The sequence below is a fragment of the Pseudomonas sp. GLN_2 genome (genome assembly GCF_043106005.1).
GTDB lineage: Bacteria > Pseudomonadota > Gammaproteobacteria > Pseudomonadales > Pseudomonadaceae > Aquipseudomonas > Aquipseudomonas alloputida.
In genome coordinates, this window is the sequence record NZ_JBICMC010000045.1 from 36,822 (window position 1) to 55,080 (window position 18,259).

At 62.5% G+C, this 18,259-nt stretch carries 17 protein-coding genes; 11 read left to right on the top strand and 6 right to left on the bottom strand.

The window, feature by feature from the left end; all coding sequences use genetic code 11:
* The first annotated feature begins 127 nt into the window (after window positions 1–127).
* The 3 genes from lon (at window position 128) to ACF8Q6_RS12415 (ending at window position 5,002) form a co-directional block, all read left to right on the top strand.
* The gene (gene lon / locus ACF8Q6_RS12405) at window positions 128–2,524 is read left to right on the top strand and encodes an endopeptidase La (RefSeq protein WP_392491250.1); all 2,397 of its coding nucleotides are present in this window, start codon (window positions 128–130) and stop codon (window positions 2,522–2,524) included.
* 152 nt (window positions 2,525–2,676) lie between these two features.
* Complete coding sequence (hupB, locus tag ACF8Q6_RS12410) at window positions 2,677–2,949, top strand: nucleoid-associated protein HU-beta (protein ID WP_003250246.1); 273 nt, start codon at window positions 2,677–2,679, stop codon at window positions 2,947–2,949.
* 181 nt (window positions 2,950–3,130) lie between these two features.
* Window positions 3,131–5,002 (top strand): SurA N-terminal domain-containing protein, encoded by a 1,872-nt coding sequence (locus tag ACF8Q6_RS12415; RefSeq protein WP_392491251.1) that lies wholly within the window; start codon window positions 3,131–3,133, stop codon window positions 5,000–5,002.
* 116 nt (window positions 5,003–5,118) lie between these two features.
* Here the strand turns inward: ACF8Q6_RS12415 and ACF8Q6_RS12420 are convergent, their stop codons facing one another.
* Window positions 5,119–6,159 (bottom strand): patatin-like phospholipase family protein, encoded by a 1,041-nt coding sequence (locus tag ACF8Q6_RS12420; protein ID WP_003250250.1) that lies wholly within the window; start codon window positions 6,157–6,159, stop codon window positions 5,119–5,121.
* A 177-nt stretch (window positions 6,160–6,336) separates the two neighbouring features.
* Here ACF8Q6_RS12420 and ACF8Q6_RS12425 point away from each other — a divergent pair, with 177 nt between their 5' ends.
* From ACF8Q6_RS12425 to ACF8Q6_RS12435, 3 genes are all read left to right on the top strand, one after another.
* A complete protein-coding gene (locus tag ACF8Q6_RS12425; protein WP_012053067.1) occupies window positions 6,337–6,615 on the top strand; it encodes a hypothetical protein in 279 nt (92 codons plus the stop codon).
* Window positions 6,616–6,629: 14 nt separating this feature from the next.
* Window positions 6,630–7,409: a CHAD domain-containing protein gene (locus tag ACF8Q6_RS12430; RefSeq protein ID WP_392491252.1), complete on the top strand. Its 780-nt coding sequence runs from the start codon at window positions 6,630–6,632 to the stop codon at window positions 7,407–7,409.
* Window positions 7,410–7,485: 76 nt separating this feature from the next.
* Window positions 7,486–8,283, top strand: coding sequence for an acyl-CoA thioesterase (locus tag ACF8Q6_RS12435; protein WP_392491253.1), 798 nt, complete (start codon window positions 7,486–7,488; stop codon window positions 8,281–8,283).
* A 41-nt stretch (window positions 8,284–8,324) separates the two neighbouring features.
* Here ACF8Q6_RS12435 and ACF8Q6_RS12440 read toward each other — a convergent pair whose 3' ends face one another.
* The 3 genes from ACF8Q6_RS12440 to ACF8Q6_RS12450 all read right to left on the bottom strand — a co-directional run bounded on the left by ACF8Q6_RS12440 (window position 8,325) and on the right by ACF8Q6_RS12450 (window position 11,171).
* Complete coding sequence (locus ACF8Q6_RS12440) at window positions 8,325–8,693, bottom strand: Mpo1-like protein (protein WP_004576795.1); 369 nt, start codon at window positions 8,691–8,693, stop codon at window positions 8,325–8,327.
* Between the two features lie 75 nt (window positions 8,694–8,768).
* Complete coding sequence (locus tag ACF8Q6_RS12445) at window positions 8,769–10,247, bottom strand: methyl-accepting chemotaxis protein (protein ID WP_003250263.1); 1,479 nt, start codon at window positions 10,245–10,247, stop codon at window positions 8,769–8,771.
* Between the two features lie 126 nt (window positions 10,248–10,373).
* Window positions 10,374–11,171: a TatD family hydrolase gene (locus tag ACF8Q6_RS12450; RefSeq protein WP_392491254.1), complete on the bottom strand. Its 798-nt coding sequence runs from the start codon at window positions 11,169–11,171 to the stop codon at window positions 10,374–10,376.
* Window positions 11,172–11,328: 157 nt separating this feature from the next.
* Between ACF8Q6_RS12450 and ACF8Q6_RS12455 the strand changes: the two genes are divergently transcribed.
* The 4 genes from ACF8Q6_RS12455 to greB all read left to right on the top strand — a co-directional run bounded on the left by ACF8Q6_RS12455 (window position 11,329) and on the right by greB (window position 14,342).
* A complete protein-coding gene (locus tag ACF8Q6_RS12455; RefSeq protein WP_392491255.1) occupies window positions 11,329–12,735 on the top strand; it encodes a transglycosylase SLT domain-containing protein in 1,407 nt (468 codons plus the stop codon).
* A 112-nt stretch (window positions 12,736–12,847) separates the two neighbouring features.
* On the top strand, window positions 12,848–13,285 hold the full coding sequence (locus ACF8Q6_RS12460) for a DoxX family protein (RefSeq protein WP_014861840.1): 438 nt from the start codon (window positions 12,848–12,850) through the stop codon (window positions 13,283–13,285).
* A 248-nt stretch (window positions 13,286–13,533) separates the two neighbouring features.
* Complete coding sequence (locus ACF8Q6_RS12465) at window positions 13,534–13,842, top strand: hypothetical protein (RefSeq protein WP_003250272.1); 309 nt, start codon at window positions 13,534–13,536, stop codon at window positions 13,840–13,842.
* An 11-nt stretch (window positions 13,843–13,853) separates the two neighbouring features.
* Window positions 13,854–14,342: a transcription elongation factor GreB gene (gene greB, locus ACF8Q6_RS12470; protein ID WP_392491256.1), complete on the top strand. Its 489-nt coding sequence runs from the start codon at window positions 13,854–13,856 to the stop codon at window positions 14,340–14,342.
* 63 nt (window positions 14,343–14,405) lie between these two features.
* Here greB and ACF8Q6_RS12475 read toward each other — a convergent pair whose 3' ends face one another.
* Window positions 14,406–16,913 carry an ABC transporter permease gene (locus ACF8Q6_RS12475; protein WP_004576792.1) on the bottom strand — a complete coding sequence of 836 codons (2,508 nt, stop codon included), beginning with the start codon at window positions 16,911–16,913 and terminating at the stop codon, window positions 14,406–14,408.
* Window positions 16,910–17,596 (bottom strand): ABC transporter ATP-binding protein, encoded by a 687-nt coding sequence (locus tag ACF8Q6_RS12480; RefSeq protein ID WP_014753835.1) that lies wholly within the window; start codon window positions 17,594–17,596, stop codon window positions 16,910–16,912. Before ACF8Q6_RS12480 ends, ACF8Q6_RS12475 begins: the two co-directional genes overlap by 4 nt.
* Window positions 17,597–17,606: 10 nt before the next feature.
* Here ACF8Q6_RS12480 and ACF8Q6_RS12485 point away from each other — a divergent pair, with 10 nt between their 5' ends.
* Complete coding sequence (locus tag ACF8Q6_RS12485; protein ID WP_003250280.1) at window positions 17,607–18,212, top strand: arylesterase; 606 nt, start codon at window positions 17,607–17,609, stop codon at window positions 18,210–18,212.
* Window positions 18,213–18,259: the final 47 nt, after the last annotated feature.

The following is an 18,259-nucleotide window of genomic DNA, read 5'->3' on the forward strand; positions in this document are numbered from 1 at the left end:
GGGGCCTACGGGCCCCTTTCTGCTTTTCCTGTGCAAGCGCTTGTAATTTCTCAAGCGTGCCCCCACATTAGGTCCAAGCATCATTTCCACCGGTTTCCGGCCATAAGGCCGCTGTAGAGGCGAAATCATGAAGACCACCCTCGACTTGCCTCTTTTGCCATTGCGCGATGTCGTTGTTTACCCGCACATGGTTATCCCGCTGTTCGTGGGGCGCGAAAAGTCCATCGAAGCCCTCGAGGCGGCGATGACGGGCGAAAAGCAGATCCTTCTGCTGGCCCAGAAGAACCCAGCCGACGACGATCCGGGTGAGGACGCCCTGTACCGCGTCGGTACCGTTGCCACCGTGCTGCAACTGCTGAAGCTGCCTGATGGCACCGTCAAGGTGCTGGTCGAAGGCGAACAGCGCGGTGCGGTCGAGCGCTTCTCCGAAGTTGAAGGGCACATCCGTGCCGAAGTCTCCCTGATCGACGAAACCGACACTGCCGAGCGCGAGTCGGAAGTGTTCGTGCGCACGCTGCTGTCGCAGTTCGAACAATACGTTCAGCTGGGCAAGAAGGTGCCTGCCGAAGTGCTGTCTTCGCTGAACAGCATCGACGAGCCAGGGCGCCTGGTCGACACCATGGCCGCGCACATGGCCCTGAAGATCGAGCAGAAGCAGGAAATTCTTGAAATCGTCGACTTGACTACCCGTGTCGAGCACGTGCTGGCACTGCTGGATGCCGAAATCGACCTCCTGCAGGTCGAAAAGCGCATTCGCGGCCGGGTCAAGAAGCAGATGGAGCGCAGCCAGCGCGAGTACTACCTGAATGAGCAGATGAAGGCCATTCAGAAAGAACTTGGCGATGGTGATGAAGGCCACAATGAAGTCGAAGAGCTGAAAAAGCGCATCGAAGCCGCAGGTCTGCCTAAAGATGCCTTGGCCAAGGCTCAGGCGGAGCTGAACAAGCTCAAGCAAATGTCTCCGATGTCGGCCGAAGCTACCGTGGTGCGCTCGTACCTCGACTGGTTGGTGCAGGTGCCGTGGAAGGCTCAGAGCAAGGTGCGCCTGGACCTGACCAAGGCCGAGGAAATCCTCGATGCCGACCACTATGGCCTGGAAGAGGTCAAGGAACGCATCCTCGAATACCTTGCCGTGCAGAAGCGCGTCAAGAAGATCCGCGGTCCGGTGCTGTGCCTGGTCGGGCCACCCGGTGTCGGCAAGACCTCGCTGGCCGAGTCGATCGCTGCCGCCACCAACCGCAAGTTCGTGCGCATGGCCCTGGGTGGCGTGCGTGACGAGGCCGAGATCCGTGGCCACCGCCGTACCTACATCGGCTCCATGCCGGGTCGCCTGATCCAGAAGATGACCAAGGTGGGCGTGCGCAACCCGTTGTTCCTGCTCGACGAGATCGACAAGATGGGCAGCGACATGCGCGGTGACCCCGCTTCGGCACTGCTGGAAGTGCTCGACCCTGAACAGAACCACAACTTCAACGACCACTACCTGGAGGTCGACTACGACCTCTCGGACGTGATGTTCCTGTGCACCTCGAACTCGATGAACATCCCGCCGGCGCTGCTGGACCGGATGGAAGTCATCCGTCTGCCTGGCTACACCGAGGACGAAAAGATCAACATCGCGGTCAAGTACCTGGTGCCCAAGCAGGTCAAGGCCAACGGCTTGAAGAAGGAAGAGCTGGAAGTCGACATCTCGGCGATTCGCGACATCATCCGCTACTACACCCGTGAAGCCGGTGTGCGGGGCCTGGAGCGGCAAATTGCCAAGGTCTGCCGCAAGGTGGTCAAGGAACATACCGGGCAGAAGCAGGTCAAGGTCAAGGTGGCCAGCGAGCAGCTGGAGCACCTGCTGGGCGTGCGCAAGTTCCGCTATGGCCTGGCCGAGCAGCAGGATCAGATCGGCCAGGTAACCGGCCTGGCGTGGACCCAGGTGGGTGGCGAGTTGCTCACCATCGAGGCCGTGGTCATCCCCGGCAAGGGCCAGTTGATCAAGACCGGCTCGCTGGGCGATGTCATGGTCGAGTCGATTACCGCCGCGCAGACCGTGGTACGCAGCCGCGCCCGCAGCCTGGGGATTGCCGCCGACTTCCACGAGAAGCATGACGTGCACATTCACATGCCTGAGGGCGCCACGCCGAAGGACGGCCCAAGTGCCGGTATCGGAATGTGCACCGCACTGGTGTCGGCGCTGACGCAGATTCCGGTACGTGCCGACGTGGCCATGACCGGCGAAATCACCTTGCGTGGCCAGGTATTGGCCATTGGCGGGCTGAAGGAAAAACTGCTGGCGGCACACCGTGGCGGGATCAAGACGGTGATCATTCCCGAGGAGAATGTTCGCGATCTCAAGGAGATTCCTGAAAATATCAAACAGGATCTTCAGATCAAACCGGTCAAATGGATTGACGAAGTCCTGCAAATTGCGCTGCAATACGCCCCGGAGCCCTTGCCAGATGTGGCTCCGGAGATTGTCGCGAAAGACGAGAAGCGCGACGGCGATGCTAAGGAAAGAATCAGCACGCATTAGTAGTTTTTGGCTGGGGGGCTTTCCTTGACAGTATTTTCGGCGCCTTGCTATAAAGCGGCACGTTATTGTCGCCATGCCTCCCAGCACACGTTTCATAAGCTTTTCATTACATACTTAGAAACAAACTCAATAGAGAAATAAGGGGACTTAGAGTGAACAAGTCGGAACTGATTGACGCTATCGCCGCATCTGCAGACATCCCGAAAGCTGTAGCCGGCCGTGCGCTGGACGCAGTCATCGAATCCGTCACCGGCGCCCTGAAGCAAGGTGACGATGTGGTACTGGTTGGCTTTGGTACCTTCTCGGTCAAGGAGCGCGCCGAGCGTACCGGCCGCAACCCGCAAACCGGCAAGGCAATCAAGATCGAAGCCGCCAAGGTTCCAGGTTTCAAGGCAGGCAAAGGCCTGAAAGACGCCGTCAACTAAGTCGTCTTTCAGCCGGACCCGGCCTGGCCTGGTCCGAGCACGGTGAAGGCGGGGCGCAAACGTTCCCGCCTGACACGTTTGCTAAGAAAAGGCGCATCCTCGGATGCGCCTTTCTTTTATCAGGATTCTACCCACGCTCCGCGGTTGTCGACGCAGTGGTACAGCCGTTTCTGGGGGACGCATGCTGCAAAATATCAGGGACAATTCACAAGGTTGGATTGCCAAGACCATCATCGGCCTTATCGTCGTGTTGATGGCATTGACCGGTTTCGAAGCCATTTTCCAGGCCGCCACTCATAGCCAGGACGCCGCCAAGGTGAACGGCCAGACCATCAGCCAGAACGAACTGAGCCAGGCGGCCGACATGCAGCGCCGTCAACTGATGCAACAGTTGGGCAAGGATTTCGACCCGGCGCTGCTGGATGACAAGTTGCTGCGTGAGGAGGCACTCAAGGGGCTGATCAGCCGCAAGCTGCTGCTGCAAGGTGCTGAGGATGCCAAGTTCGCATTCTCCGACGCTGCGCTGGATCAGGTGATCTTGCAGACCCCTGAGTTCCAGGTGGACGGCAAGTTCAGCGCTGACCGTTTCGACCAGGTGATCCGCCAGATGGGCTACGGCCGTATGCAGTTCCGCGAGATGCTCGGCGAGGAAATGCTCATCGGCCAACTGCGCACCGGCCTGGCCGGCAGCAGCTTCGTCACCGATCAACAGGTCGATGCCTTCGCTCGCCTGGAGAAGCAGACCCGCGACTTCGCCTCCCTGACGTTCAAGGCCGACCCGGCCGCAGTCAAGGTCAGCGACGAAGAGGTCAAGGCGCACTACGACCAGCGCGCCAAGGAGTTCATGTCGCCTGACCAGGTCGTGATCGACTACATCGAGCTGAAGAAGTCGGCGTTCTTCGATCAGGTCAAAGTGACCGACGAAGAGCTCAAGGCCCAGTACGAGAAGGAAATCGCCAACCTGGCCGAGCAGCGTCATGCCGCGCACATCCTCATCGAGGTCAACGACAAGGTCACCGACGCCCAGGCCAAGGCCCGCGCCGAAGAGATCGAGCAGCGTCTGGCCAAGGGTGAGGACTTTGCCGCTTTGGCCAAGGAGTTCTCTCAGGACCCAGGCTCCGCCACCAGCGGTGGTGACCTCGGCTTTGCCGGCCCGGGCGTATACGACCCGGCCTTCGAAGAGGCGCTGTACCAGCTGCAGGATGGGCAGGTATCTGCTCCGGTGCGCACCGAGTTTGGCTACCATCTGATCAAGCTGCTGGGCGTCCAGGCGCCAGAAGTACCGAGCTTCGCCAGCCTGAAGGACAAACTGACCCGCGATCTGAAGATGCCGCTGGTCGAGCAGCGTTATGTCGACGCCAGCAAGCAACTGCAGGATGCTGCCTACGAGGCTTCCGACCTGGCCCAGCCGGCCCAGGACCTGAACCTCAAGGTACACACCTCCGCGGCCTTCGGCCGTGAGGGCGGTGAAGGCATTACCGCCAACCGTGCGGTGGTGCAGGCGGCGTTCTCTGAAGAAGTGCTGGATGAGGGTGCCAACAGCACCGCCATCGAGCTTGACCCTGAGACCACCGTGGTGCTGCGCGTCAAGGAACACCGCAAACCAGAGCAACTGCCGCTGGACGCTGTCGCCAAGAACATCAGGGAGCACCTGGCCAAAGAGAAGGCAACTGCCGAACTCAAGGCCAAGGCAGACAAGCTGATTGCCGGCCTGCGTGACGGTTCCATCGCAGCAGGCAGCGTTCACGAAGGCCAAGGCTGGAAAGCCTATGAAGCAGTCACCCGTGGCGAGGACGGTATAGATCCGGCCGAACTGCAGGCACTGTTCCGTCTGGGCAAGCCGCAAGCCAAGGACAAGCCTGTGTATGGCAGTGTGGTGCTGCGTGACGGAAGCCTGGTGGTGTTGCAGCTCAAGGGTGTGAACGACGGCGCTACCGCCACCGACGAAGAGAAGCAGCAGATTCGCCGCTACCTCGCGTCCCGTGCTGGCCAGCAGGACTTTGCGGCTTACCGCAAGCAGCTGGAAGCCAATGCAGACATCACCCGATACTAAGGTGTTCGTTGCATGAAGAAACAGGCCGCCTCGTGCGGCCTGTTTCGTTTTCGCCAGCCGCGAGCACGGTCATTGTCGAAGACCACACCGCCTTCAGGGGCGACGCCAACCAGGTGCTACCGCTTCACCCCTTCATAACTGTCCAGCGTATCGCGTGCAATCTCTCGCCCCAGGGCGATGAGCTCCGGCGCTTTGTAGAACTCGAAAAACCGGCACACCCGCTTGGGCACGTTGATCAGCACATCCGGTGGATAGCCGGCAATCTTGTACTGTGCCAACGAAGTCTGCATGACCTCGAAGCTCTGGTTGATCAAGTCCAACAGCGAGGCTGGCCCCACGTTGTCGATGATGAAAGAGCCGGTGGCCGACTTCGGTGCGCCCTCGCGCTCCGGGGCCGCTGCCGGTTGCTGGTTTTCCGGGTCGGCGCTGTCGGCAAGCCACGGGCTTGGCGGTGCCAACCCCTCGGCGACGATTTCCTTTTCGATGCGGATCAGCTCTTCCGCCGGTTTGCGCCGGAATGGCAAGCGGGAACCCAGCGAGCTCAACAAGGCGTCAAAGCGCATCTTGAATGCCGCCGGGCGCTCGATCACCGGCAACTGGTACTGCTTCTGGTTGGTGGCGTTGAGGTTGACCGCGATGATCAGGTCGCAATGGCTGGACACCACCGGCACGATTGGCAGCGGGTTGAGGATGCCACCGTCGACAAGCATGCGGTTGCCTTGCATCACTGGCGTGAACAGGCTGGGAATGGCCGCTGAGGCGCGCATGGCCTGATGCAGGCAACCCTCCTGGAACCAGATTTCCTGCTGGTTGGTAAGGTCGGCGGCCACTGCGGTGTAGGGTATGCGCAGTTGCTCGATGTTTATCTCGCCGACGATCTTGCGGATCTGCCCGAACACCTTGTCGCCGCGAATCGCACCGAGGCGAAAGCTGACGTCGACCAGGCGCAGCACATCCAGGTAGTCGAGGCTTTCGATCCAGTTGCGATACTCGTCCAGCTTGCCGGCGGCATAGATACCGCCAATCACCGCGCCCATGGAACACCCTGCGACGCAGGCTATGTCGTAGCCGCGGCGCTCGATTTCCTCAATCACGCCGATGTGCGCATACCCTCGGGCGCCGCCCGATCCCAGTACCAGTGCCACACGTTTGCTCATGAACTTTCCCCGGCCAGTGCCATCATGGTCCTACAATGCACCCATCGCTGCCTGTGCTTCAATGTAGATCGTGCTGAGCTACTGTAATAAAACTGGCCAGGCAAAGCCGGCTGGGCATGGCACTTTCCAGCTGTCGGAGCGTCGAACAGCCACCGTTTTTCCATAGAGGTATTACTGATGAAAGCCTGGATCTGCCTTCCACTGATTGTCTTGGCCCTAGCTGGCTGCGCGGGCAAGACGGCCTACCGTGACAGCTGCGCGACCCAGCTGGATGCCGCCTGGAAGGAGCTGGACCTGGCCAAGGCCGAAGGCTTTGCCGGTGCTGTAAGTTATTCCAAGGCCTTGTCACTGCTGACGGGGGCCAAGACCCAGCAGCAGTTCGAAGGCTACGAAAGCTGTACCCGCAAAGCTGAAAAGGCGCGATTCTACATTCGTGAATCTCGCGCCGGGCGCTGAACAGGGAGCATCGTATGTCTGCCATGCTCGACCATGTCGTTGCCCAGATACTGACCTTGCAGGTGCGCTTGCTGGCCTGTCGTGAACGCCTGGCTGCCAATACTGACAGCGAAGCCTTGCACGACCTGCGTATCACCTTGCGGCGCCTGCGCAGTCTGCTGAGGCCGCTGCGTGGGCTGCCTGGCGTGGAGCAGCTGGAGGATGCTGCACGTTCGCTGGGGACCCTTACCACGCCGCTGCGTGATCGCGAGGTGCTGGCGGCCGAGCTGATCAGGCGCGGTCATGCGGCAGCCGGCCAGCGGCGTCTGGAGGGGCGAGACAGGACTTTCGCCAGTGTCGCTGCCAGCCCACAGCTGGCCAGGGTATTGGCAATTCTCGACGCCTTTCCATTGTTCCTGCGAGCGGCGGGCCGGGAGGGGCTGGTCAAGTCGCTGGGCAAACGCATCGACAAGCGCTTGGTCAAGCAGTGGCGCAAGTTGCACAAAGCGTTGCAGGACCCGGCTCACGATCGCCACCGCCTGCGTTTGTTGATCAAGCGTGCACGCTATGGCGACGAGGCCTACCCGCAACTCGATCACGCAGGGAAGAAACTGCAACGTCTGTTGAAAAAGGCACAGGGCAACCTGGGGGATTGGCACGACCGCCTGCAATGGCTGCTGCAAGCCCGCGATCATGCCGACCTGCTCCCCTGCAAGGCTGATTGGGAGCAGGAGTTGCATGAGGCGGAGCGCCAGTCAGATGTGACGCTGGATGCCCTGCAAGAGGCGCTGGCGCGGCGTTATCACGGAAAATGACCGATATGCGGGCTGATTGGCCAGCGTTTGCTGGCTAGGATGAGCGGACCTTTTCTTTGCAGGCAGGAGCCGGCCAATGAATTTCAACCAACTGCTCGACGCCGTGCGCGCCAACCCGGATTCCGTCAGCATTCCGCCCAGCTGGGCCCAGGGGCGCGCTGCCTTTGGCGGCTTGATGGCGGCCATGGTGTATGAAACCATGCGCCTTAGGCTCTGCGACAGCCGCCCGGTACGCTCATTGGCCATCAGCTTCGTGGCGCCAGCGGCGGCGGATGTGCCCATCCGCTTCGAGGTGGAGGTTTTGCGCGAAGGCAAGGCGGTTAGCACGTTGCTGGGCCGCGCTGTTCAGGATGGCCAGGTGGTGACTTTGGTGCAGGGCAATTTCGGTGCAGGCCGCCCTTCGGTGGTCGAAGTGCCGGCGTTACCGGCCATTGAAATGCCTGCGCTCGAAGAGGCGGCCCCGGAGTTGCCCTATATCAAAGGCGTTACCCCGGAGTTCATGCGCCACGTGGCCCTGCGCTGGGCAATAGGCGGGCTGCCGTTCAGTGGCAATCAGTCGCGCAAGATGGGCGGCTGGGTGCGTTTGCGGGATGTGGCTGACGAGCCGGTGAACGAGGCGCACTTGCTGGCGTTGGTGGATGCGTGGCCGCCCAGCCTTATGCCGTTTCTCAAGCAGCCTGCTGCGGGCAGTACGCTGACCTGGACCATCGAGTTCATCCAGCCAACGGCGAAGCTTTCGACCCAGGAATGGTGTCGGTACTGCGTGGAAACCGAGCATGCGCGGGATGGCTATGGTCATGCTGCCGCGGCGTTGTGGACGGCGCAGGGCGAGTTGTTGGCCTTGAGTCGGCAGACCGTCACCGTTTTCGCCTGATCCTTACCAGGCGGCTCACAAGGAGCGCTCCGGCAGCTGGCTCAGTGGCGGTGCTTGTGCCGTTCGCGCCAGGCCCTCCACCAGGCCCCGCTCACCACAAAGCGCGGAAAGGTGATGAACTGCTCGGTCAGTAAGCGCTGCACGGCATCCTGGCGGTTGGCGAACGGCTCGGGCTGCTGGGCTTCAAGGCGGTGGCCTTGGCGCTGCAGGCCCAGCGCGGCGACCAGGGCAATCACGCCCACCGCGATCTGGCCGAGGTCGAAACCGAACAGGCCGGACAGCACCAGTAGTGTCCCTAGAATGAACAACGGCACAGCAATCAGGTGCAGCACCAGGTTGGCCGGGTGGCGGTGATTATGGTGGTAGCCGCGCCATTGCCAGGCGGGAAGATTGGGCAGGCGTTTGCTCATGGGGATTTCCTCTCGGTCATGCCCAAAGCTTAGTGCGGCCCCCACGCGGGGGCCAATCGAAGCTGGCTATGGTGACTATAGCTTGAGCTGGCCAATGGCCTTGTTCAGTTCGCCGGCCAGGGTCGCCAGTTCGCTGCTGGTGGTCGCCGAGCCGACCGTCTGCTGCACGGTCCGCTCGGTGACATCGCGGATGCTGACCACCGCGCGGTTCATTTCCTCGGCTACCTGGCTTTGCTGCTCGGCCGCTACAGCGATCTGGGTATTGCTTTCGCGCATCTGCGCCACGGCACCGGTGATTTCAGCCAGCGCCTCACCGGCTTCCTGTGCCTGACGCACACAGTCGTCGGCCTTGTACGAGCTCTCCTGCATGAACTCCACCGCATCGCGGGTGCCCGACTGCAGGGCCGAAACCATGGTGGTGATCTCATCCGTGGAGGTTTGCACGCGTTTGGCCAAGTTGCGCACTTCATCGGCCACCACGGCAAAGCCACGGCCCAGGTCGCCGGCGCGCGCGGCTTCGATGGCAGCGTTAAGCGCCAGCAAGTTGGTCTGTTCGGCAATACTGTGGATCACACTGACTACACCGTTGATCTTCTGGCTGTCCTCGGCTAGTTGTCGAATCATCTCGGCAGTTTGTTGCACGCCGCTGGAAAGCCCGGAAATCGAATCCTGCACTCGGCTGACCACCGCTTGACCGCTGCCGGCCAAGGTGTCGGCGGTTTGTGACAAATCGCGGGTGGCACCGGCGTGCTGGGCAATGTGGTGCACGGTCGCCGACATTTCGTTGATGGCAGTGGCGGCCTGGTCGGTTTCACTCTGCTGGCCGAGCATGCCATGGCGTACGTCGCTCATGCTGGCGGCCAGGCGTGCAGCGCCCGAGTCCAACTGTGCTGCGCTGTGGGCGACGGTGCTGACCACGCGGTGATAGGTGGACTGCATGGCGTTGAAGGCCCCAGCCATCTGGCCGACCTCGTCGCCACTGGCTAGCGGTACGCGGGCCGACAGGTCGCCGGTCTTTTCCACGTGCAGCATCACGTCCTTGAGGGTGTTGAGTTGGCTGAGCAGGAAGCGGATCAGCAGTTGGGAGGCGCCGAGCATGGCCAGCATCAGGATCAGCACACACACCGCGTAATTGCTGAAACGATCGAAGAAGACCTGGCGCAAACTGGGTGACTGGGCCAGCACAGCTAACTGCTGGTCGCCACTGCGCAGCACCTGTGCGCCACGCAGTGGGTTTTCGCCGAGGACCCAGGCGCTCGGCAATGCTACCCAGCCTTGGGCGTTGCGCAGGGCATCGAGCGCCTCCCCGGCGTAGGTTGGCGTTTGCCCGGTTGACCAACTGATGACGTTGGCCGGGCGTGGCAGGGCTTGCCCGGCTGGCCAGGCGGCCAGCAACTGGGCTTGTGCGACCGCCTGGCTCTGAGCCGCCTCGGCACGTGCGCGTTGCTCCAGGTGCACGGCGTACAGCACCAGCAGCAAGGTGGTGACAAAGGCCACTGCGTTGACGGCCCAGAACTTGTACTTCAGGGAAACATTGCTAAGCCAGGCACCCATGGGCAGGTCTTCTCTGAGTTGAGCGGAAACAATATTGGCAAGGTGCCATCATTGTGCCCTCATCCTCCTAGACATGTGTTGATGCATATCAACTGTGCTCACCCGCCCCGCAGAAACACGCGAGACTCAGGGGAGCTGGAAGAAAGCCCGCGCCGTTGCCGTCGTATGCGCCGCCGTGTGCTCGGCTGATTCACCGCGATGCGAGGCCACCTCGCGCAGTACCTCCGGCAAGAACGCCGGCTCGTTGCGCCCGCTCTTGGGCTTGGGCCGCAAGCTGCGCGGCAGCAGGTAGGGCGCGTCGCTTTCCAGCATCAGCCGGCCTTGAGGAATGTTGCCCACCAGCGGGTGCAGGTGGGTGCCGCGGCGTTCGTCGCAGATCCAGCCGGTAATGCCGATGTGCAGGTCCAGGTCCAGGTAAGCGAACAGCGCCTCACGCTCACCGGTGAAGCAGTGCACCACCGCGCCGGTCAGGTGGTCGCGGTAGTCCTTGAGAATCGCCAGCAAGCGCTCGCTGGCATCGCGCTCGTGCAGGAACACCGGCAGGCGCAGCTCCGCAGCCAGTGTCAGATGGGCTTCCAAGGCTTTTTCCTGCAGCGGGCGAGGGGAAAAGTCGCGGTTGAAATCCAGGCCGCATTCGCCCACCGCGCATACGCGCGGTTCACTCAGCAACCGTCGCAGCTGGCGCTCGCTGTCGGCATCCCAGGCCTTGGCATCGTGAGGGTGCACGCCGGCCGTGGCGAACAGGTGCGCGCCGCTTGCATCCAGTTGTTGGCACAGTTCCAGGGCTTGTTCGCTGACCGCCAGGCTGGTGCCTGTCAGCAGCATTTGCGTAACGCCGGCCTCCAGCGCGCGCTCGACGATTGCGGCCTGTTGGTCGTGGAAACTGCTGTTGGTCAGGTTGACGCCGATATCGATCAGTTGCATGGTGCTATCTCGTGCCGCGGGGCGGCCAGCATAGCAAAAAGCGCGTTTTTCTGAAAAAACCAAGAACTTCATGCTGTTGCCGTGGTCATTTACCGTCGTTTATCACTTGGCGGTGCAACCCATGAATGCCGCTCACCGACCACGGACACGTTTTCGCATGCAGCGATGCTGGCTCATTTTTCTGCTGACGCTGGGGTTGGCCTTTGCCGGTCCCGCCCAGGCGCGCTCGCCGGGGCCGCAGCAAAACATACCGCCTGCCAAGGTGCGTGACCTGCCGCAGATTCGCACCAGCAAAGTACTGCGAGTGCTGGTCAACCAGAGCCGCAACAGCTCTGGTGAGGTCAAGGGCGAGCCAGTCGGCATCGAGTATTATCGCCTGCGTGCCCTGGAGCATTTCCTCAATGCTCGCACCGCTGACGACCAGCAGATCCAGCTAAAGCTCATCCCGCGGGCCAAGGAACAGTTGCTGGGCGCCCTGGCCCGCGGCGAGGGTGACCTGGCCGCGCCAGGCGAGCTGCTTGACCCCACTACCGTGAATGGTGTTCGTAGCAGCGCGCCGATACTCGACCAAGTGCCGCTGATGCTGGTCGGGCGCAAAGGCGAGCGAAGTTTCAGCAAGGTCGAACAGCTGTCAGGGCGTACCGTGGCGTTGACCAGCGCCAGTGCCGCCGGACCATTGATCCAGCAGGTCAACCAGCAACTGGCACTGCGCAAGCGGCCGCCGATCAAAGTGGAGTGGGTCGATTCGACGCTGGCGGTGGAGGATGTGCTGGAGATGGTACAGGCAGGCATCTACCACCTGACCGTGGTCGAGCAGCCCATTGCCCGGCGTTGGGCCCGGGTTATGCCGCGCCTGCGCCTGGACAGCCGGGTGCGCCTGGGTGCGCCGCAAGCCATGCGCTGGTATGTCGGGCGTGATGCCCCGCAATTGTTGGCCGCAGTTGATCACTTTCTGCAAGGCTACCGCGCGCCAGATAACCAGGATGCGGCGTTCGAGCGCATCTACCGCCGCCAGTACCGGGTACACAACCCGTTGGCCAGCAAGGACCGCCAGCGTCTGGCATCGGTACGGGCGGTGTTGCAGAAGCATGGCCAGGCGCAACAGATCGACTGGCTCAACCTGGCTGCGCTGGCCTTCAAGGAGTCGACGCTCAACCCGGCTGCACGCGGTACTGGCGGTGCCCATGGCCTGATGCAGATTACCCCTTCGGCGGCCCAGCGGGTGGGGGTGAGCAATACTGCGACGGTAGATGGCAATGTCCTGGCCAGTGCCCGTTACCTGGCGCTTATCCGGCGCAAGTTTTTTGCCAGTGCCAAGATCAACGAGCGTGAGCGTATGGCCTTTGTGCTGGCAGCCTACAACCTCGGCCCCGAGCGGGTTCAGGCCATGCGTGCAGAGGCTCGACGACGGGGCCTCAACGGCAACCAGTGGTTTTTCCAGACCGAACGTATCGCCATGGAGCAAGTGGGGATGGGACCGGTCAATTTCGTCAATAGCATCAACAAGTACTACCTGGCGTTCAACCGCGAACGCGCGGCACTGGAGCGCGTGGTGAAGCGTTAAGCATCGATTTTATCGATTGTTATGTTGGGTTTTTTGCGATTTTCATATCAATAGAATTGATTATGATGGCGCCCATACCCACACAACTGCTCCACTTCAAGGACGCTTCGACATGAACAACACTACCCTCAACGCGCTGTTCTCTACACGTGCTGGCGCTGGCTTGAGCGTTATCCGCATCCTGGTCGGCATCATCTTCATGGCTCATGGTGCGCAAAAACTCTTCGGCCTGTTCGGTGGCTACGGCCTGGAAGGCACCGGCCAATGGATGGAAAGCATCGGCCTGGCGCCGGGTTATCTGATGGCCCTGCTGTCCGGCAGTGCCGAATTCTTCGGCGGCCTGGCCTTGGTGGTCGGCCTGCTGGCTCGCCCGGCGGCCCTGGCGCTGACGGTGACCTTGGTAGTGGCGATCGTTTCGGTGCACATCGGCAACGGCCTGTTCATGTCCAACAACGGCTATGAGTTCGCTCTGGCGCTGTTGGCCGGCACTGTTGCAGTCATGATCGAAGGCGCTGGCCGCTTCTCGCTCGACCGCCTGATCGCCCGGTAATCAGCTGCACGCTGTGAGCTACGAGCCGCAGGCAAGCGCGGGCCAATACTCGGCGTGTTCTTGCTTGCGGCTTGTCGCTTGCAACTTGGGGCTCATCGCTCTAGCATACCGCCTGCGCCGATTTAAACAGCTACTTGCGGGGCGCAGGAAAGCCCCACCTCCGGGCCGTCCGAAATACCGCTAAAGCGCTGGTTCGGTGACGCCTCCCACCGCTGCCCAGCGGGATTCGCGAGGCGGAGAGAAGCTCCATGAGTTGCCCACGTACCAGTGTCTGTTTGAGCCCTTTGCCTGCCAGCCAGGCGTCCCGCACACCGCGCATCCTGCTCGGCGGCCGGCATCAACCCACCCTTTTGCGTCATCTTGAAGGCCTGTCACGGCGCAAGGGGCAGGCGCGTGCCTTTCTGATCCAGTTCGCCGACAGTGGCTGCCACCTCGCGCAGTATGGCAATGACCGTTTCGACCTGGCTGTGATCCAGGCGCCGGCACCGGACGAGGCCGCCGAAGTCATCGGCCATCTCACCCGCATCGCGCGTCAAGGCCTGATTACCCGCCGCTGAGGAATGCGCTATTGAGCACCAATATCATCACCACAGAAGGCCATGAGGCGCTGAAGAAAGAGCTGGACCACCTGTGGCGGGTGTATCGTCCGGAAATCACCCAAAAGGTTGCCTGGGCCGCTTCGTTGGGTGACCGCAGCGAGAACGCGGACTACCAGTACAACAAGAAGCTGCTGCGCGAAATCGACCGCAGGGTGCGATACCTGCGCAAGCGGCTTGAAGATGTGAAAGTGGTGGCGTACTCGCCCGAGCAGGAAGGCAGAGTGTTTTTCGGTGCCTGGGTTGAGATCGAGAACGACGAGGGCGAGACCATGAAGTTTCGCATTGTCGGCTACGACGAGATCTACGGGCGCAACGATTACATCTCGATCGATTCGCCCATGGCCCGTGCCTTGCTGAAGAAGGAGGAGGGTGATGAGGTGGTGGTGCATACACCTACCGGTGAAGCGACCTGGTATGTGAGCAGCATCCGTTACGGCCAGTCAGTCTCGACGGACTGACTGGCCCGTCTTGCGTCAGCTTGAGGCATGTGCTGTCCCGGCAGAAGCGCTGACAGCCAGGCCTCAAGCCTCGCGCAACACCGCCAGCGGGCTGGCATTCAACGCACGCCGCGTTCCCAGCACCCCCGCACCCCCTACCAGCAGTGCCCCTGTCAGCGGCAACACCAGCAGCCACGGGTGCGGGCTCCACTGCAAGTCGAAGGCATAGCGGTACAGCACCCAGGTAATCAGTTCGCAGCCCACGGCCGCCAATAGCCCGCTGGCCGCACCCAGCAGGCCGAACTCGATCCGCCGGGCCTTGACCAGCAAGGGCCGCGCCGCGCCCAGTGCGCGCAACAGTGCCCCTTGGCGAATGCGCTCGTCCAGCGTGGCCTGCAAGCCGGCGAACAGCACTGCCAGCCCCGCGGCCAGCACGAACAGCAGCACATACTCCACCGCCAGGGTTACCTGGGCGAGAATGCTGCGCAGCTGGTCGAGCAAGGCATCCACCTGCAGGATGGTCACCGCCGGAAACGCCCGTGACAGCGCGACGACATCCAGGTCATGCCCCGGTGCCAGGTAGAAGCTGGTCAGGTAAGTGGTCGGCAGCCCCTGCAGCGTGCCAGGCTGGAAGATCATGTAGAAGTTCGGCTGGAAGCTGTCCCAATGCACGTTGCGCAGGCTGCTGACGCGGGCCTGGCGCTGCTGGCCGCCAATATCGAACGTCAGCAGGTCGCCCATCTGTAGTTTCAGGCTGCTGGCCAGTTCCGCCTCCACCGAAACCCCGGGGATATCGTTGTCGGCTGGCAAGGCTTGCCACCAACTGCCTGCGGTCAGCACGTTGCCTTCGGGCAACTCGGCGGCCCAGGTCAGGCTGAGGTCGCGCTGCACGGCGCGCTCGCCTGCCGAGTCCTTGCTGACCACCTGCTGTACCGGTTTTTCGTTGATTTGCACCAGGCGCCCGGGCGTCACCGGGTACAGCGGCGCTGAAGCGGCATTGACCTGATGCAGGTGTTGAATGAACGGCTCACGGTCATCTGGCAGGATGTTCAGGGCGAAGTGGTTGGGCGCATCCTTGGGTAGTTGTGCCTGCCAGGTATCGAGCAGCTCTGCGCGCAACAGGGCGACCAAGGCCATGGCCAGCAGTATCAGGCCGAATGCCAGGGCCTGGCCTGCTGCCGCCATGGGGTGGCGCAATAGCTGGCCCAGCCCCAGACGCCAGGTGAGTGGCGCACCGGCCAGCAGCTGGCGCAGGCTGCGTAAACCGAGCAACAGCAGGCCGCCGAGCAGAAGTGCAGCGACCAGGCCGCCACCGAGCAGGGCGAAGGTGAGCAGCAGATCGAGGCTCAGGCGCCACATGATCAGGCCCAGGGCGAGCAGGGCGGCACCGTACACCAGCCAACTGCTCGCAGGTATCGGCAGCAGGTCACGGCGCAGCACGCGCAGTGGCGGCACCTGGCCCAGCGCCGCAATCGGCGGCAGGGCAAAGCCAGCCAGTGCCACCAGCCCGGTACCGATACCTGCCAGCGCAGGGACGATGCCGCCAGCGGGCACCACGCTCGGCAGCAAGCCGTGCAGCAGGCGGAACAGGCCCAGCTGAGCCAGCCAGCCGAGCAAGGCGCCGGCCAGGGCAGCGACCAGGCCGAGCATGGCCAGTTGCAAGCAATACAAGCCCAATGCCTGGTGGCGCGACAGGCCCAGGCAGCGCAGCAGGGCGCTGGCGTCCAGTCGGCGTGCGGCATAGCGACTGGCCGACAGTGCCACGGCCACGCCTGCCAGCAGCACAGCTACCAGGCTGGCCATGTTCAGGTAGCGTTCGGCTTTGCCCAGCGCACCGCCGATCTGTTGGTTGCCATCACGGGTGTCACGCAGGCGCTGGTTGGCGGCCAGGTCTTTTTCCACGGTGTGACGGTATTGCGCCAGTGCCTCGGCATCGCCGCGCCACAGGTCACGGTAGGTGACCCGGCTGCCCGGCTGGATCACGCCGGTGGCCTCCAGGTCGGCCAGGTTCATCATCACGCGCGGGGTAAGGCTGTAGAAGTTGTTGGCGCGGTCCGGTTCGTAGGTAAGCACACGGCTCATGCGCAGGGTTTTCATGCCCACGTCGATGCTGTCGCCGATTGCCAGCCCCAGTGCTGCCAACAGGCGTGGTTCGACCCACACTTCGCCAGGGGCAGGGCCGCCGCCGGGTGTTTCTTCGGCATAAGGTGCCGGAGCGCTGCGTACTTGCCCGCGCAAGGGGTAGGCGCCGTCGGCGGCCTTTACGCTGGACAGCTGGATGCCATTGTCGCCGCCGACCACGCTGGTGAACTCGACCACGCGTGCATGGCGCAAGCCCAGTGCCTTGCCGGCATCGAGTTGTTGCTCGCGGGCCGGGGCGCTGCCCTGCAGGACCAGATCGGCGCCCAGGAACTCGCTGGCGCGCAGCTGCATGGCGCCGTTTAGGCGGGCGCCGAAATAGCCGATGGCGGTGCTGGCAGCTACCGCCACCAACAGGGCAAAGAACAGCACGCGCACTTCACTGGCGCGAACATCGCGCAGCAACTGGCGCAGTGCCAGGCCACACAGGCGGGACAGCGGCATACGGCTCACCGGGCCTCCGTCGGCGCCACAAGGCGGCCCGCGTCCAGGCGGATCTGGCGCCGGCAACGGCGGGCCAGGCGTTCGTCATGGGTGACCAGCACCAAGGTAGTGCCGCGCTCCTTGTTCAGCTCGAACAACAAGTCGCTGATGCGTTCGCCGGTGTGGCTGTCGAGGTTGCCGGTGGGCTCATCGGCGAACAGCACCGCAGGCTGCGCGGCGAAGGCGCGGGCGATTGCCACGCGCTGCTGCTCGCCGCCCGACAGCTGTCGAGGTGTGTGGCTCAGGCGCTTGCCCAGGCCGACCCGCTCCAGCAAAGTGCGAGCCTGTTCGCGGGCATCGCGGCGGCCGTCCAGCTCCAGTGGCAGCATGACGTTTTCCAGTGCATTGAGGCTGTCGAGCAGCTGGAACGACTGGAACACGAAACCCACATGTTCGGCGCGCACACGGGCGCGTTGGTCTTCATCCAGTGGCCCCAGGTCGTGGCCGGCGAGCACGACATTGCCAGCGCTGGGGCGGTCGAGGCCGGCGAGCAAACCGAGCAGGGTCGACTTGCCAGAGCCCGAGGCGCCGACGATGGCCAGGCTGTCGCCTTGGGCCAGGTCGAGAGACAGTGCGTGGAGGATGGTAAGGTCACCTTCCGCGCTGGGGACCACTTTGCTAAGGTTCTGCGCAACGAGAATGCTGGGGCTCATGGAGAATCCGATGCGAGTGTGGTGGTTGAGTGCCGGTCTGGCCCTGTATTGCCTGGCCCAGAGCGCAGCGGCAGGAACACTGCTGGTTGTTGGCGATAGTATCAGCGCCGGTTTTGGCCTGGATAGCCGTCAGGGCTGGGTGTCTCTCTTGCAGGCCCGCCTCAGGGACGAAGGTTTTGACGACAAAGTGGTCAATGCTTCGATCAGTGGCGATACCAGCGCAGGTGGCCAGGCGCGGCTGCCGGCGCTGCTTGCAGCACATAAACCGAGCCTGGTGGTGCTGGAGCTGGGCGGCAACGATGGCCTGCGCGGGCAGCCGCCTGCACAATTGCAACAAAATCTTGCCTCGATGATCGAGCGTTCGCGTCAGGCAGGGGCCAAGGTGCTGCTATTGGGCATGCGCCTGCCGCCCAATTATGGTGTGCGTTACACCACCGCCTTTGCCAAGGTGTATGAACAGCTGGCAGCGGACAAACAGGTTCCCTTGGTGCCGTTTTTCCTCGAAGGGGTAGGGGGCGTACCTGAACTGATGCAGGCTGATGGCATCCATCCGGCCCAGGGGGCTCAGCAGCGCCTGCTGGAAAATGCCTGGCCAGCGATAAAACCCTTGCTGTGAAGCTTTAAACGGGGGCGCCTTTCGGCTAATGTTGCGCCCCCCGTTTC